The sequence below is a fragment of the Bradyrhizobium sp. 164 genome, assembly GCF_023073715.1.
Lineage (GTDB): Bacteria > Pseudomonadota > Alphaproteobacteria > Rhizobiales > Xanthobacteraceae > Bradyrhizobium.
In genome coordinates this window covers 77,459-92,226 of the sequence record NZ_JADPKA010000066.1, presented here as the reverse complement: position 1 = coordinate 92,226, position 14,768 = coordinate 77,459, and the positions used below count along the sequence as shown (strand labels likewise).

Annotated in this window: 14 protein-coding genes; 10 read left to right on the top strand and 4 right to left on the bottom strand. The window is 62.1% G+C overall.

Annotation, left to right across the window (positions count from 1 at the left end):
• Positions 1–204 precede the first annotated feature (204 nt).
• Positions 205–690 (top strand): DUF417 family protein, encoded by a 486-nt coding sequence (locus tag IVB01_RS20520; RefSeq protein ID WP_247280585.1) that lies wholly within the window; start codon positions 205–207, stop codon positions 688–690.
• 825 nt (positions 691–1,515) lie between these two features.
• Here IVB01_RS20520 and IVB01_RS20515 read toward each other — a convergent pair.
• The 3 genes from IVB01_RS20515 to IVB01_RS20505 form a co-directional block, all read right to left on the bottom strand.
• Entirely contained in the window at positions 1,516–3,048 is a 1,533-nt protein-coding gene (locus tag IVB01_RS20515; protein ID WP_247280586.1) for an FAD-dependent monooxygenase, read from the bottom strand.
• A 226-nt stretch (positions 3,049–3,274) separates the two neighbouring features.
• Positions 3,275–3,619: a response regulator gene (locus IVB01_RS20510; protein WP_256464850.1), complete on the bottom strand. Its 345-nt coding sequence runs from the start codon at positions 3,617–3,619 to the stop codon at positions 3,275–3,277.
• A gap of 56 nt (positions 3,620–3,675) precedes the next feature.
• The gene (locus IVB01_RS20505; RefSeq protein ID WP_247280588.1) at positions 3,676–3,912 is read right to left on the bottom strand and encodes a hypothetical protein; all 237 of its coding nucleotides are present in this window, start codon (positions 3,910–3,912) and stop codon (positions 3,676–3,678) included.
• 184 nt (positions 3,913–4,096) lie between these two features.
• On the opposite strand from IVB01_RS20505, the gene IVB01_RS20500 reads away from it, so the two are divergent.
• The 4 genes from IVB01_RS20500 to IVB01_RS20480 all read left to right on the top strand — a co-directional run bounded on the left by IVB01_RS20500 (position 4,097) and on the right by IVB01_RS20480 (position 8,376).
• Positions 4,097–4,396, top strand: a complete 300-nt coding sequence (locus tag IVB01_RS20500) for a hypothetical protein (RefSeq protein WP_247280589.1) — start codon at positions 4,097–4,099, stop codon at positions 4,394–4,396.
• 724 nt (positions 4,397–5,120) lie between these two features.
• Positions 5,121–6,392 carry a CoA transferase gene (locus IVB01_RS20490; protein WP_247280634.1) on the top strand — a complete coding sequence of 424 codons (1,272 nt, stop codon included), beginning with the start codon at positions 5,121–5,123 and terminating at the stop codon, positions 6,390–6,392.
• A gap of 181 nt (positions 6,393–6,573) precedes the next feature.
• Positions 6,574–7,803 carry an acyl-CoA dehydrogenase family protein gene (locus IVB01_RS20485; protein WP_247280590.1) on the top strand — a complete coding sequence of 410 codons (1,230 nt, stop codon included), beginning with the start codon at positions 6,574–6,576 and terminating at the stop codon, positions 7,801–7,803.
• A 9-nt stretch (positions 7,804–7,812) separates the two neighbouring features.
• On the top strand, positions 7,813–8,376 hold the full coding sequence (locus IVB01_RS20480) for a flavin reductase family protein (RefSeq protein WP_247280591.1): 564 nt from the start codon (positions 7,813–7,815) through the stop codon (positions 8,374–8,376).
• 5 nt (positions 8,377–8,381) lie between these two features.
• On the opposite strand, the gene IVB01_RS20475 is transcribed toward IVB01_RS20480, so the two are convergent.
• Positions 8,382–9,308: an NAD(P)-dependent oxidoreductase gene (locus IVB01_RS20475; protein ID WP_247280592.1), complete on the bottom strand. Its 927-nt coding sequence runs from the start codon at positions 9,306–9,308 to the stop codon at positions 8,382–8,384.
• A gap of 175 nt (positions 9,309–9,483) precedes the next feature.
• Between IVB01_RS20475 and IVB01_RS20470 the strand changes: the two genes are divergently transcribed.
• The 5 genes from IVB01_RS20470 to IVB01_RS20450 all read left to right on the top strand — a co-directional run bounded on the left by IVB01_RS20470 (position 9,484) and on the right by IVB01_RS20450 (position 14,758).
• Positions 9,484–10,467: an ABC transporter substrate-binding protein gene (locus tag IVB01_RS20470; RefSeq protein ID WP_247280635.1), complete on the top strand. Its 984-nt coding sequence runs from the start codon at positions 9,484–9,486 to the stop codon at positions 10,465–10,467.
• Between the two features lie 78 nt (positions 10,468–10,545).
• Positions 10,546–12,240, top strand: coding sequence for a dihydroxy-acid dehydratase (gene ilvD, locus IVB01_RS20465; protein ID WP_247494825.1), 1,695 nt, complete (start codon positions 10,546–10,548; stop codon positions 12,238–12,240).
• 126 nt (positions 12,241–12,366) lie between these two features.
• The gene (locus IVB01_RS20460) at positions 12,367–13,212 is read left to right on the top strand and encodes an ABC transporter ATP-binding protein (protein WP_247280594.1); all 846 of its coding nucleotides are present in this window, start codon (positions 12,367–12,369) and stop codon (positions 13,210–13,212) included.
• The gene (locus IVB01_RS20455; protein WP_247280595.1) at positions 13,209–13,994 is read left to right on the top strand and encodes an ABC transporter permease; all 786 of its coding nucleotides are present in this window, start codon (positions 13,209–13,211) and stop codon (positions 13,992–13,994) included. Before IVB01_RS20460 ends, IVB01_RS20455 begins: the two co-directional genes overlap by 4 nt.
• Positions 13,991–14,758 (top strand): ABC transporter permease subunit, encoded by a 768-nt coding sequence (locus tag IVB01_RS20450; protein WP_247280596.1) that lies wholly within the window; start codon positions 13,991–13,993, stop codon positions 14,756–14,758. The genes IVB01_RS20455 and IVB01_RS20450 overlap by 4 nt, the downstream gene beginning before the upstream one ends.
• Positions 14,759–14,768: the final 10 nt, after the last annotated feature.

Genomic DNA, 14,768 nt, shown 5'->3' with positions numbered 1-14,768 from the left:
ATTTTCGAGAGCAAGTTGAGCCACTTACTCAACTGAGTGCAGCGACGCTGTGTTCAATTTTGAACAGAGCCGCCCTCGGCCGACCCGGCGCCCACGAGCTCGTGAACCGGTCGTGACCGGGACGGCGTAACGGACCGGGCGCCGCCTGCGTACCACCGGCAGCCCGCAACAAGCGCCCGAGCAGCCAGGGGAAGACCACGTCCAATGAAAGCAGAATTCAACGTCGCCGAAGCCGGCAACGGATCCTATCGCCTTCTCGCGATCCTGCGCTGGGTCATGGTGATCATCTTCGTCTCGTTCGGCATGCAGAAATTCACGCCGCAATCGGCGCAAGGCATCGCGCAGTTCATCAGCAACAGCCCGTTCATCTCCTGGCTTTCGCTGTTTGGCCTGCGCGGCGAAGCCTATGTGCTGGGTGTCACCGAATTCGCGATCGGCGCGCTGCTGATCGCCGGCGCGTTCAATCCGCTGATGTCGGCGCTCGGCGCCTTCATGGGCGTCGTCACCTTCGCCGTCACCTTCTCGTTCTTCTTCACCACGCCGGGCGTGGTGACATGGAGCCTCTCGACCGATCCGATGGCCTGGAATCTCACCGGCGAGTTTCTGTTCAAGGACATCGTGCTGCTGTGCGTCTGCGTCGTGTTGCTGCTGGCGTCACTGCCGGAGGCGATGGGTCGGGTGCGGGAGTGAGGAGCTGAGGGGTGGAAGAGGGGCGCGACTTAGCTCAACCACCTTCGCTCATGCTCGAATTAATTGGCACCGATCTTCTTGCTCAGCGACACGCGCCAAGGAAGGTCTGTGGACATTGTTGTTTGTTCTAGACTGAAGTTTCAACCTTTGGGGAAGGAGCGAATCTCGTCCTAAATTTTCTGCGGGGTGGTCGATGAGTAATTCGCTTCTCGCTTTGGTCTTGTTGGACTTCCGGCAACGCCCGACATGTTCGGCGTTGCCAAGATCCTGCGCTCGCGACATCCGAATTTGGCAACATAGCCGGGTGACGATCCGCAACAGTCTCTGGCAAATTCGCCGCTCATTCGCTGCGGCAAAGAGCTTATCGCGGTCATTCGATGGCGGCTCGGGCCGGTGGGCGCACGCTACCACGTACTTGGCCGGGGAGTAAGGTGGTAGCGACGCGGCATCGAGGTCACCTGATCGTCTCCATGCTGGGAAAGAACGAGCGACTGCTCGTTGCCGCATAACCACCGCAGTCATGGGCGCGTTGATCGCCGCAAGCCGGAATGCTGCCGCGTGGTGTCGGCTAGCAAAGTCGCGCGGCCTTCTAGTCTCTGGCTGGACATGTCCAGCCGATCGTTCGGCCGTTCGTGACCAGCCCTTCACCCTGTGGGTCGACATTCTTCCCTTCCAGTCGGATGGGAAGATTGGCACAATCACGGTGAGATTGTCCGCTTTCGTCGGGCGCGAGATCGAGTTCTGGACTGGTAAACACTGGCAGAATAGCATCATCGAAAGAGTTCGGATCAGCCCGCGGGGTGTCGCGGCTGTGACGTTCGTGCGCTACGCAGCAGCCGGTCCGAACCAGGTTGTCAGCGCATCCGCCAGTCCGCGTTGACTCTCGTCTCCCACCCAGGCCACATGGCCGTCGGGTCGCACCAGCACTGCGCTCGGCGGGGCGACCCATCCGATAGCCGGAAGCTCCCATGGGCCATCGTAATCGGCGACAATGTAACTGACGCGATCCGCCCAGGCCGTAACGTCGATGCCGTCGGGCTTGCCAAAATTGAGCAGCACGCCGCGCGCGCTGTGCAGTAGCGTGAACAGTTTGAGCTTCTGGCCTTCGACCGACAGACCGAGATCCGGCATGCGGTGTCCGAGCAGCGCGTGGCCATCGCCGAGATCGTAGCGGATGTCGAGCCCGCTCATCATTGCGCCAACGCGCTGGCGCGGCTGGTCCATGGCGAGCACCTCGGAGACGACGTCGCGCGCGGCCTTGAGGCCGTCATCGCCGCGGCGGAGCAGCGCGATCTGCGCCATGGTGTTGCGCAAGACGCGCGCGGCAACGGGGTGACGTTCGGAATGGTAGGTGTCGAGCAGCCTGTCGGGCGAGATGCCCCTGACCACCTGCGCCAGCTTCCAGCCGAGATTGACGGCGTCCTGCACACCTAGGTTGAGGCCTTGCCCGCCGACGGAGTGATGGATATGCGCGGCATCGCCGGCGAGCAGCACGCGTCCGCTGCGATAGGATACCGCCTGCCGTGCCGCATCGGTGAAACGGGAGATCCAGGCGGGGCTGTGGAGGCCGAAATCGGTGTCGTAGACCGCGACGAGGGCCTCGCTGAGGTCGCGCAAGGTGGGCTCGCCGGTGCGCTCGAGCGTTGCTTCCGTCACGACGACCAGCACGCGGCCGCTCTCGGTCTCGCTGAGGCCGTGAAACCCGAGCGCGTCGTGACGCAGGCCAAGGGCTGGCGCCTCGCGCATTTCGACCTCGGCCATGAGATTGCTGAGCGTCGGATCGAAGCCGGCGAAGTCGATGCCTGCAGTCTTGCGCACGGTGCTGCGGCCGCCATCGCAGCCGACGAGATAATTTGCGCGCAGCTTCTTTCCGCCCGACAGTGCGACGTCGATGCCGGTCTCATCCTGCGCAAATCCCGTCACCTCGGCGTGGCGATAGACCGGCACTGCGAGCTCTTCGACCCAGCCGGCCAGGATGCGTTCGATGTGGCTCTGCCGCAGCGCGAGGCCGTAAGCGTGCCGGGTCGGGAGGTCGCTGATGTCGAGCCGCGTCCAGGCGAAGCCGGCGAGCTGGGTGATCTGGCCCTCGCGCAGAAAGCGGTCGGCGACGCCGCGCTGATCGAGGATCTCGATGGTGCGGGCGTGCAATCCGCCGGCGCGCGTCTCGGCCAGCTCCTGGTTCGCACGCCGCTCGACCACTGCGACGTCGACATTGGCGAGAGCGAGCTCCGCAGCCAGCATCAGGCCGGTCGGGCCACCGCCGGCGATCACCACGGCATGATCGGTCGTCGCTGCGCTGCCCGCGCCGGCGCGACGAGCCTCGTGGCGCGAACGGGACGTCGGAAGCAATACAGGCATGTCGTGACCCCTCGATGTGTTGGCCGGGCCACGGGTTCTACGGCAGGAGCAGGGACTTGAAGCAAGCCCCTGGCCCACCACATATCTAGCTGGGAGGAAGGCTTCCTCTTGCGTGCGACGGTGTTTGACACGTCGGGCAAAACACTGGCAGAATGGCATCGTCCAAAGAGTTTGGTTCAGCCCGCGCGGAGCATTCCGCTGCGGGCCTTTCTTTTGGGTGTGACGGTCAGCAAATGCCGGTGGTTCGCTGCATGATGTCGGCGAGTTCCTCGAACGAGAACGGTTTCCTGATCATCGGCAGGCCGCCGCGCCGGGGTTCGCGACCGGATAGTTGAAGCATCTTCAACTCGGGGCGGATTCGCTTGGCCAGCTCGGCCAGTTCATGACCATCCATGCCCGGCATATTGATGTCCGTGATCAGGACGGAGATGTCCTGGTTCTCCTTGAGCTGATCGAGCGCATCCCGACCGTTTTGGGCGCTGACCACTTGGCAGCCGAGATCCTCCAGCATGCCGACGATCACCTCGAGGACGGCGGGGTCGTCGTCAACAACCAGGACAGTGTGACTCATCGAACGAACGTTCCTTCCAACGAGAGTAAACGCGCCTCTCGTCAGGTAGGTTCCGCCTAATCGTCCTTCGATAAATCGCCGGGTCTGGTGGGAAGGTCGATGGCGCCGCCCTCGCCATGCGCGAGGTCGCGGTCCCTGTCCTCGGTCTCGCCGACGTCTTCGCTGATCGCTTGTTGCGTCTCTCGCGCCTTGTCGATGCGCGGCTTGTCATCGCTGCGCGGCTTGTTGTCGCTGCGCTGCCTGGCTCCCGGCAGGTTTCGCAATGTCTGTTGTGACGTCGCCTTGGGTGTCATCGGCCGATCCTCCTGATCGGCTAACTTTTGCCAGACCCGCAAGTTCGTTTGAACGTTGGGTAAAAGTGCTTGGTCTTGAATCTACGGACGCTCTCGCAGGATTTGCGGCTGTCACAGCCAATCTCGTCGCCACATTCTACTTCGCCAAGCGCGGCTTCGAGAATGTTGCAAGGATCATCAGGCGGTGAAGATGCCGGACGACGAAATCAAGGCCATCGTTGCCGAGACGCTGGCCGCGCAACACAGACTGCGGCAGGAGAGCATCGATGCGATCGCATTGAAAGCAATGGCGTCGGTGGTGGCCTCTTTTGGAATTGAGGATGACGATCGGAAAGAGCTCAGGGCGGACTTCCAGCATCTGCGGCGATGGCGGAAGAGCGTGGAGCAGGCGCAGAGCTATGCATTCAAGGTCGTAATCACGGTGATCGCCACCGGTCTGATGGGGGCCATCTGGGTCGGCGTCAAGGTCGTGCTGACCAAGTGAGGCTTCCACTGCGGCGACATCGCCGCACGACGGATCGAGGTCACTTCTCACCAATGGGTATGCCAGGTACAGAATTTGTGTGGCCGATGCGTCTGATGATGACGTTGCCGGCAGCTTAGCCGATCTGCACCAGCTGACGTTTTCGACGCCGCGGCGATGCCCCGGTTCGACATTGGAACCTGGTGCCTGGTCTATCTGGCGATGACGCAGTCGCCTTTTGCCGATGTTGTATCGTCCACACCCGTGCGACATTGCGGCTATTTCTCAAGGTTCGGGGTCTTGCGGCGGCATTGAGGCGCAGGCTCCAAATCAGGTTGATGGGAGCCATCGAGGCAAGGGGGCGCCGTATCGGCTGGGACAGCGTCGTTTGGGATACGATGGACAATCCCGTGTCCGCCAATACTTCATCCAGACGGGCTGTCGGCCTCTATCAGCCCGAGGTGCGCTGGGCCTGGTCTCATACGCTTTGCTGGCGAAAGTGGCTGCGCTGAGTGGTGGCGCTGAGCTTCCCGTGATGCGGAACGCGACTACCAACCTCGCTGACGAGATGTGGCGCAGCCCAAATGCGCAGAGTGTCAAGAGGCCCGGCAGCTGGATGGCTGCCGGGCCCTTTTGCGTTTCAGGCGAGCCGGGTGAAACACTTGCGAATTCGGTAGCGTCGGGCTTTAAGTTCGGTCTTGCAGGAAATTCGGCGGCCATAAGCCGATGTAAAGGAGCGCCATCAATGCCTACCAAGCCTCAATTGCCGGAACGTTCGTCGCGGACGACGGAAGGGCCAACTGCGCTCAATGGTCTGCTGATTGTCGATTTTACGCGTGTCGTTGCCGGCCCGGCCTGCACACAGACGCTTGCTGATTTCGGCGCGCAAGTCATCAAGATTGAGAATCCCGACGGCGGCGACGATACACGTGCCTACGAACACGCCGAAATCGGCGGAGAGAGTGCCGCCTATCTTAGCCTGAACCGCAACAAGCGTGGCATCGTGCTCGATCTTGCCGTGGCGGAGGCTCGCGAAATCGCGCTCGACCTGATCCGCAAAGCCGACGTCGTCGTCGAGAATTTTTCCAGTGGGGTCATGAAGAGGTTCGGCCTCGATTACGAAGCTGTCGCTTCGCTCAATCCGCGGCTGGTCTATTGCTCGATCTCCGCCTACGGACGCACAGGACCGTTCGCTTCGCGCCCGGGCTTCGATCCCATCACGCAGGCGGAGAGCGGCTTCATGTCGCTCAACGGGTTTGCCGACGGCCCGGCGGTTCGTACCGGCCCGCCGATCGTGGATATGGCAACGGGAATGTCTGCCTGCAACGCAATCCTGCTGGCATTACTGGCGCGGGACCGGCTCGGCCGCGGGCAGCATGTCGAGGTGGCGCTGTTCGATGTCGCGATGGGGATGACGGGTTTCTACGGCATGGCCTATCTGATCAACGGCGAGAATCCTGGCCGGTTTGGCAATTCGCCGAGCGGCTCTCCCACCGTCGGCGTCTACGAGGCCTCCGATGGACCGCTCTACATGGCTTGTGCCAATGACCGGCTCTATCGCCGGCTCGCGGTCGAGGTGCTCAACCGGCCCGATCTGATCACCGATCCGCGATTTGCAACGCGGAAGGCCCGCTCCGAGAACAAGGAGCTCCTGCGGGCAGCCATTGCGGAGGTCTTTGCAAGCGATACCCTCGAGAACTGGATGGCAAAGATGAAGCTGGCAAATATCCCGGTCGGCTATCTTCGAACGGTTGAGGAGGGGTTCAATGCGCCGGAAGCGCGCGAGCGCCACCGCTTGAGCCGGATTCCGCATCGTACAGCAGAATGGGTCCCCAACATCGAGCCGCCGATTACGATGAGCCTGACCGGGGCCATTGATCCCGTGGCTGCTCCGCTGCTGGGCGAGCATACGAGACAAGTCTTGCACGATACGCTCGGCTACGACGAACGTCGCATCGCGGAGTTCGCCGAAAAGGGCGCCTTTGGATCAGTCAAGCCTTCGACCGATTTGAGCTAGGCAGTTGATCGCCACGGGGCAAGTATGGCGATGCCCGCGGATCACCGCTTTGCTATGCTCGCGCGAGCGATCCTGCTTCATTGTCCGGCCGAGGTGCCCCGCGACCGCACCTGCTAGCCCTCCCTTGACTTGATTTGGTGAAGGGCCCGCCGCATAAATATGTGAAAGTGAGGGATACGGCATGGCGCCTGGTCGAGAGCCGAGCATGAGCGGGCCCGCCGGGCTGGAAGCCGGTGAGCGCGCCTATGCGGCAATGATCGCGAAGGCCCGGGCGCTCCTACCTCGGCTGCGAGAGCGGGCAGCGCGGACGGAGGAGCTGCGGCATCTTCCGCCGGAGACTGAAAGGGATCTCCACGATGCCGGTCTGTTCCGGATGCTCCAGCCGAGGCGGATTGGCGGCGCCGAGCTTGATTACGTCGCCCTGGTCGACTGCGCCGAACTGCTCGGATCGGCGGATGCCTCCGTGGCTTGGAACCTCGCCAACCTGGCGAGTCATCATTGGATGCTCGGCATGTTCGAGCAGAAGGCTCAGGATCTGGTCTGGGACCGCGATCCGGACGTGTTGATTGCGTCCTCCTTCATTTTTCCGGCCGGCCGCGCCACCAGGGTCGCGGGTGGATATCGGCTGCATGGTAGCTGGCCGTTCTCCTCCGGCGTTGCCTCCTGCGAATGGAATATGCTTGCAAGCGTCGTTTACTCCGATGACGAGGCCGACGGCATCGCGTATCGAATCTTCTTGCTGCCCAAAGGCGACTACAAAGTCCTCGATACCTGGAATGTCGCGGGATTACGCGGGACGGGATCATGCGACGTGGAGGTCAAGGACGTCTTCGTGGCTGACCATATGACGGTCGCCGTCGGCGAACTCGCCGGAGGCCCAACGCCGGGCAGCAAGGTCAATCCGAATCCGCTGTATGCACTCCCTGTCTTCTCGCTTTTTCCTTACGTCCTGTCCGGTGTTGCGCTTGGAAACGCGCAGGCCTGCCTCGACGATTACGCTGAGATCGCGCGTCATCGCATTTCGACTTACAACCGCGCCAAGCTGAGCGACTTTCAAAGCACGCAAATCAAGATCGCTGAAGCCTCGGCCAAGATCGACGCTGCACGCCTGATCATGCGCGCGGCCTGCATTAATGCGATGGAGGACGCTCGGTGCGGTCGTATTCCTGATATGGCGACCAAGACCAGATATCGGCGCGATGGAGCCTTTTCGGTGAATCTGTGCACCGAGGCGGTCTCCATGCTGTTTGCCGCGAGCGGAGCGCGCGGCCTGTTCACGACGGGCGTTCTGCAGCGGCAGTTCCGCGATGCGCACGCGATCAACTCGCATCTCGCGTTCAACTTCGACGCGGCCGGGACCAATTACGGACGCGTGGCGCTGGGCCTGCCGTCCGAGAATCTCACGCTGTGAGGCCGGCCGATGAATGATCTGCCGAAGAAGCCGGCCGCTTCCGATCCAGCCAACGAATTCGCGAGCGACAACTCGCCAATCGATCCCCGCGATTTTCGCAACGCGCTCGGCACCTACGCGACGGGTGTGACGATCATCACGGCCGCGGCCGCTGATGGGAAGCCCTATGGCCTGACCTGCAATTCGTTCGCCTCGGTCTCGCTGAATCCTCCGCTGGTTCTGTGGAGCCTTGTCGTTTATTCCTCGAGTCTGACCGTATTCCAAAACGCCAGTCATTTTACGGTCAACGTGCTTGGCGCTTCGCAACAGGCGCTCGCGAACAAATTCGCCAAGTCGTCGGACGACAAGTTCACTGGCGTGAATTGGTCGCCGGGCCTCGGCAATGCGCCCGTGCTCGCTGAGAGCGTCGCCAATTTTCAATGCCGCTCGGTGAATCGTTACTATGGCGGCGACCATGTGATCTTTCTCGGCGCGGTCGAGGCCTATACTTACAACGCGAAAGAGCCGCTGCTCTTCGCGCGTGGGACATTTGGTCGGTTCCTGTCCGACGATGAGCGCAAGAAAGCGCCGTAGCGTACTTAGGTCGCGTTCAACGATGCAAGGCTCTGCCCTGAAAGCTTGTAGATCTCAAGCGCATCCGCTTGCGCGCCGCGCGCCGCCTTGGCCAACCTGAAAAGTTGCCCTGCAAGCGAGGCCATCGGCACCGGCGTCGACGTCGCCTGTGCGACGTCCGCGACCGTATCGAGGTCCTTGAGCATCGTTGCAATGTGACCGAGCGGTGGGATGTGAATGCCCTGAACCATTCGCGGCACGAAGAGCTGGAGTGGGATGGAATCCGCAAAGCCGCCGGCGAGCGCTTCGGGCAATCGGTTGGCGTCAATTCCAGCGTTCACGGCAAGGCGCGTTGCCTCCGCGAGGACCGCCATCGCGCATCCGACGATCACCTGATTGCACAGCTTCGTGGTCTGGCCGGCGCCGATCGAGCCCATGTGGGTGAACCTGCGCGCCATGGCGAGCACATAGGGTCGCACCCTCTCGATGTCGCCCGCTTCTCCGCCAGCCATGATCGCAAGGGTGCCTTCCTCGGCGCCCTTCGTACCCCCGGACACAGGCGCATCGATCCAACCGGTACCGTTCGCGTCTTTCAGACGCGCTGCAAGATCGCGTGCGGCGTCAGGATGGATGGACGAGAAGTCGACCACGAGCTTGCCGGCGCCGGGAGCCGATGAAAGACCTTCGCGCCCGAAGATCACCTCTTGGACGGCGGCGGCGTCTGTCACGCACATGAAAACGATGTCCGATTTCGCCATCACGTCGCGGGGCGTGGCTGCGCGAACTGCGCCGGCCTCGACCAGCGGAGTCGTTTTGTCCTGCGAACGGTTCCAGATGGTGACCTGATGGCCAGCCTTGAGCAGGCGCCTGGTCATGGGTGCCCCCATGAGCCCAAGGCCGATATAGCCGAGCCTCTCCACATCTTGCGGGTTTGTTCTGCTCGCATCAGCCATAGGTTGCCTCCTCTGCCGCAGCGCAACGCGGCGCGACTGCCGCCTTACCTTACATCGCGTATCGTTCGGTGACACCGGTCGGCATGCATGGCTTGCCTGATTGTTTGAACCATGAAACATTTGGACAGGTCGGGTTCGGTGGCGCCCGTCGGCGCCGGAGCAGCGGAGTGGCATGATGCGAACCGTTTCGAGGTGGATCCTGGCAATGAGCGCGGTTGCGGCCCTGATCGCGGACTCAGGCCCGTCGCAGGCGCAGCAGACCATCCGCGTCGGCTGGACCATCCCTGCCGAAGAATCCAAGTATTGGATGATGCGGCGCCCGGCCGAGTTTCCCAGCATCGGCAAGACCTACAACATCGAATGGACTCAATTTCAGGGCACCGCTCCGATGACGCAGGCACTCGCAGCCGGGGCGCTGGATTGCGCGACGCAGGCGCCACTCTCGCTCTCCAATGGCGTGGTCGGAGGCAACCTCAAAGCCTACATCGTGGCACAGCACGTCTTCGAGAAGCCCGGCGGCTTTTCGGTCTATTGGGCTGTCATGGATGACTCGCCGATCAAGACGATTGCCGATCTCAAGGGCAAGACGGTCGGAATTTCTGTGATCGGCGGCGGCACGCAGGGGCCATTCAATCTGCTCCTGAAGCAGAATGGTCTCGATCCTGCCAAGGACATCAAGCTGGTCGAGGTTGGCTTTGCCGTCTCTGAGGACGCGCTCCGGCAGGGCCGTGTCGATGCGGTCAACATGAACCAGCCCTTTGCCGCGCGTGCGGAGGCGAAGGGCGGCACAAGGAAATTGTTCACGTTGTCACAGGCCATGCCGAACATCGTGCATATCCTGGAAGCCTGCCGTGCCGATTTCGTCGATAAGAACCCCGAACTGGTCAAGACCTATGTCCGCGACATCACGTCGGGCATGAAGAAAGCGTTGGCAAACCGCGAAGAGACCCTCAAGGTGGTCAATGAAGTTCTGAAGGCGCCGATTCCGGTGCTTGAGACTTACCTGCTCAAGGACAACGATTTCGGCCGCGATCCGGGTGCGGCACCGAATTTCGCCGCGATCCAGAAGATGCTGGACATCTATGCAGAGACTGGAATGCTGCCGAAGCTGGATGTCGCACAGTTCAAGCATCCGACGATCGTCGCTCCGCTGCAATAAGCGAGCAGGCGAATTATCCAGGCTAGGGGATCGTGGCGTCCCGGATCATCCGGAACGCAGCATGAAGAAGATGCACGTATGAAGAAGCTGCGATCACGGGTCACCACAGACGGTCTCGACCGAGCCCCGCATCGTGCGTTCATGCGCGCAATGGGTCTCGACGACGCCGCGATCGCCAGGCCGATGGTCGGCGTCGTCAGCATGAAGGGCGAGCAGACGCCCTGCAATATGACCCATGAGTTTCAGGTCGCCGCGGCCAAGACCGGAATCGAGGAGGCCGGTGGCACACCGCGGGAGTTCTCCACCGTGTCGGTTTCCGACGGCATCAGCATGAATCATGAGGGGATGAAGTTCTCCCTGTTTTCGCGCGAGCTGATCGCCGACTCGATCGAAGCGGTCGTCCATGGTCTGGCTTACGACGCCCTGATCGGATACGGCGGATGCGACAAGACGCTTCCGGGCGTGATGATGGGCATGGTTCGCTGCAACGTGCCGTCCATTTTCATCTACGGCGGCAGCTCGCTGCCGGGCCGCGTGGACGGGCGGACCCTGACGGTGCTCGACTCCTATGAAGCCGTCGGCAGCTTTATGACCGGCGAGATCGACGGCGCCACGCTCGAGCGGATCGAGCGCGCCTGCCTGCCGACCATCGGTGCGTGCGCCGGCCAGTTCACTGCGAATACCATGGGTATGGTGTCGGAGGCGCTGGGCCTCACCATCCCCAACGTCTCGATGATCCCCGGTGTCTACGCTGAGCGAGCGCAGATCTCGCGCCGGGCCGGGCGCCTGATCATGGAGATGTTGGACCGCGGCGGTCCGCTGCCGCGTGACATCGTGACGCGGAAGTCCCTGGAGAATGGTGCGGCGATCGTCGCAGCGACGGGCGGTTCGACCAATGCCGCTCTGCATCTTCCGGCGATCGCGAACGAGGCGGGCATCGCGTTCACGATCGATGACGTCGGCGAGGTCTTTGCCAGGACACCACTGATCGGCAATCTGCGGCCTGGAGGCAAATATACGGCGAAGGACGTCTACGACATCGGCGGCGCCGCCGTGGTGGTCCGCGAACTGATCCAGAGCGGGCATATCGATGGCAGCTGCATCAGCATCACAGGCCGCACGCTTGCCGAAGAATATCGTGCGGCTAATGCGCCCGATGGTGAGGTCGTTTACGCGGCCCGCGCGCCGATCATGCCCGATGGCGGCGTGGCGGTGCTGAAGGGCAATCTTTGCCCCGACGGCGCGGTGATCAAGGTTGCGGGATTGAAGAGCCAGTTCTTCGAGGGCGTCGCACGCGTTTTTGAAGACGAGGAGGCTTGCGTCGCGGCGGTTCGCAACCGCAGCTACAAGGCAGGCGATGTGCTGGTGATCCGCAATGAAGGGCCGGTCGGCGGCCCCGGCATGCGCGAGATGCTCGGCGTCACCGCGCTGATCTACGGGCAGGGCATGGGCGAGAAGGTGGCCCTGATCACCGACGGACGGTTTTCTGGCGCGACCCGCGGCATGTGTATCGGCTACGTGTCTCCAGAAGCCTTTGTTGGCGGTCCCCTGGCGCTTGTTCGTGACGGCGACAGGATCCGGATTGATGCCGCAAACCGGCGGATGGATTTGCTGGCCGATGAGCAGGAACTTGCGGCACGTCGGTGCCATTGGAAGCCGCGGTCACCGCGCCATCGCGCCGGCGCGCTCGCAAAGTATGCGCGACTTGTCGGGCAGGCGCCGGGCGGAGCCGTTACGCACGAGGGCCCGGCGGAATGGCCTTGGTTCGAATGACGAACTGCACCCGTGCGAACACGACCGTCAGTCTGGCAAGTTTCTTGCTAAGGTCTTGCCGCTGATGGAGGACATTCAGCGGGGCATGTCGCGCGATATCCGCGCGCGAGCAAGGCGAGAGACGCGATGAAGGTAGTGCCTTCAAGATCAAGCGAATGGGTGAAACCGGTGACGCGACAAGAGCCGGCTCCTGCGATCATCGAGATCGACCACGTGTCGCAGGTCTTTCAGACCTCGGCGCGCAGAGCTCATGTGGCGCTGTCGGACATCTCGCTGACGATCGAGGAACGCGCTTTTGTTTCCATCCTCGGCCCATCCGGTTGTGGCAAGTCGACCCTGCTCTACATAGTCGGCGGCTTCGTCAGTCCGACCAGCGGCGCGGCGAAGATGAAGGGAAACGCGATCACGGGGCCGGGTCCGGATCGCGGACCGGTGTTCCAGGAATTCGCGCTGTTTCCCTGGAAGACCGTGCTCGGCAATGTGATGTACGGCCCGCGTCAGCAAGGCGTGCGCGCCACCGACGCCGAAGCGCAGAGCCGGACCTTGATCGAGATGGTCGGCCTCAAGGGCTACGAGAACTTCTACCCCAAGGAGCTGTCGGGCGGAATGAAGCAGCGCGTCGCGCTGGCGCGAACGCTCGCCTACCATCCCGAAGTCCTGTTGATGGACGAACCATTCGGCGCGCTCGACGCGTATACCCGGACGCGCTTGCAGAACGATCTCTTGAACATCTGGGAGCGTGATCGCAAGACGGTGCTATTCGTCACCCATTCGGTCGACGAGGCCGTCTTCCTTTCCGACAAGGTCGTGATGATGTCGAAATCACCAGGCCGCATCCGGCAGGTTATCGACATCGATCTGCCGCGGCCGCGCCGCCGCAGCGAGCTGTTGCTTGATCCGCGGTACCAGAAGTACGTCGTCGACATCGAGCGCATGTTCGATGAGAGCGACGAAGCCGGCTCGCTCGCATGATGTCGTCGGCCGGCATAGTCAAACGCTCTGCCCCGGTGCTCGCCTGCATCGGACTGCTGGCGGTGTGGCAGGTCGCGTCACTCGCGCTGAAGAATGACAGCTTTCCCACGGCGATCGAAGCAATCCGCGCGATTCCGGACATCCTTGGCGACAAGGAAGCGCTGGTCAATATCCTGGCCTCGCTCCGCCGCATGGCAATCGGGTTTGGCGTGGCCGTGCTTGTTTCGATTCCACTTGGGCTGTTAATGGGACGTAGCGCTGCGGTCGCGGCCTTCTTCAATCCGCTCCTGATGGTGATCTATCCGGTGCCGAAGGCGGCCTTGATGCCGATCATCATGCTGTGGCTGGGCGTTGGCGACATTACGAAGTCATTGGTGATCTTCCTTGGCGTCAGCCTACCCGTGATCTATCACAGTTTTGAGGGCGCCAAAGCGGTTGAGGAAAAGATGCTGTGGTCAGGCGCCGCGATGGGGCTTTCTCCGGCGCAGCGCCTGGTGCGCATCGTGTTGCCCGCGGCCCTGCCGGAAATTCTGACCGGCTGCCGCACGGGATTGGTGCTGGCGCTGATCACGATGATCACCAGCGAGATGATCGCCCGTCAGTCCGGCGCCGGGAACATCCTGTTCAATGCGCTAGACATGGGCCAGTACGACACCGTCTTTGCGATGATCATCATCGTGGGGGCAATGGGAATCGGCCTCGACGCGATTTTCGAAAGGGTTCGTGCCCGCCTTGTCCGCTGGTCCGAGCCTCAATTCGACCTGCCGCTGAGCTTCTCGTGATGTCGCGCCTTCTCTCCCCAAATCTCGCTCTCGGGCTCGCGCCAATCGTACTGGTGATCGCAGTGTGGCAAGGCCTCGTGTCAACAGGCCTTGCGCCTGTGGCTCTGCTGCCGCCGCCGGGATATGTGTTCAGTCGGCTGCTCCAGCAACTCGTAACGTGGACGTTTCAGCAGGAGATCGCGGCGACCCTGATCCGGTTGTTTGCTGGGTTCGCGATTGCCGTCGTGCTGGGTGTCAGTATCGGCATCGCCGCCGCCGCCAGTCCCGCGATCAATGCCGTGGTTCGCCCAATCGTGCGCGTATTGGCGCCGTTGCCCAAGGTCGCTCTCTATCCGGCATTGCTGTTGCTGCTCGGCTTCGGCCACGGATCCAAGATCACATTGGTGGCCGCGGACGCACTCTTTCCCATTCTGCTCTCGACCTATTACGGCGCGTCGACCGTGGAGCAGAAGCTGATCTGGTCGGCAATGGCGGCAGGAACGCCGCGCTGTGAAATCCTCTTCAAGGTCGTGCTGCCGGCGGCGATGCCTTCGATCCTGACCGGCTGCCGGATCGGCCTTGTCATTTCCTGCATCGTGGTGTTTCTGGCCGAGATGATCACGTCAACGGATGGACTAGGCCATGCGCTCGTGACGGCGGCTCGAACTTTCCAGGCTGTGGACATGTTCGTTCCGTTGATCACGATCTCGCTGCTGGGTTTGATCCTGAACGGTCTGCTCGGCGCCGTGCGATCGTATCTGCTCCGGGGCTTCCCCGAAGCGTAACAGACAAATA

Coding starts and splice junctions, on each gene's coding strand:
- IVB01_RS20520 (WP_247280585.1), top strand. CDS start 205: ATGAAAGCAGAATTCAACGTCGCCGAAGCCGGCAACGGATCCTATCGC.
- IVB01_RS20515 (WP_247280586.1), bottom strand. CDS start 3,048: ATGCCTGTATTGCTTCCGACGTCCCGTTCGCGCCACGAGGCTCGTCGC.
- IVB01_RS20510 (WP_256464850.1), bottom strand. CDS start 3,619: ATGAGTCACACTGTCCTGGTTGTTGACGACGACCCCGCCGTCCTCGAG.
- IVB01_RS20505 (WP_247280588.1), bottom strand. CDS start 3,912: ATGACACCCAAGGCGACGTCACAACAGACATTGCGAAACCTGCCGGGA.
- IVB01_RS20490 (WP_247280634.1), top strand. CDS start 5,121: ATGCCTACCAAGCCTCAATTGCCGGAACGTTCGTCGCGGACGACGGAA.
- IVB01_RS20485 (WP_247280590.1), top strand. CDS start 6,574: ATGGCGCCTGGTCGAGAGCCGAGCATGAGCGGGCCCGCCGGGCTGGAA.
- IVB01_RS20480 (WP_247280591.1), top strand. CDS start 7,813: ATGAATGATCTGCCGAAGAAGCCGGCCGCTTCCGATCCAGCCAACGAA.
- IVB01_RS20475 (WP_247280592.1), bottom strand. CDS start 9,308: ATGGCTGATGCGAGCAGAACAAACCCGCAAGATGTGGAGAGGCTCGGC.
- IVB01_RS20470 (WP_247280635.1), top strand. CDS start 9,484: ATGCGAACCGTTTCGAGGTGGATCCTGGCAATGAGCGCGGTTGCGGCC.
- ilvD (WP_247494825.1), top strand. CDS start 10,546: ATGAAGAAGCTGCGATCACGGGTCACCACAGACGGTCTCGACCGAGCC.
- IVB01_RS20460 (WP_247280594.1), top strand. CDS start 12,367: ATGAAGGTAGTGCCTTCAAGATCAAGCGAATGGGTGAAACCGGTGACG.
- IVB01_RS20455 (WP_247280595.1), top strand. CDS start 13,209: ATGATGTCGTCGGCCGGCATAGTCAAACGCTCTGCCCCGGTGCTCGCC.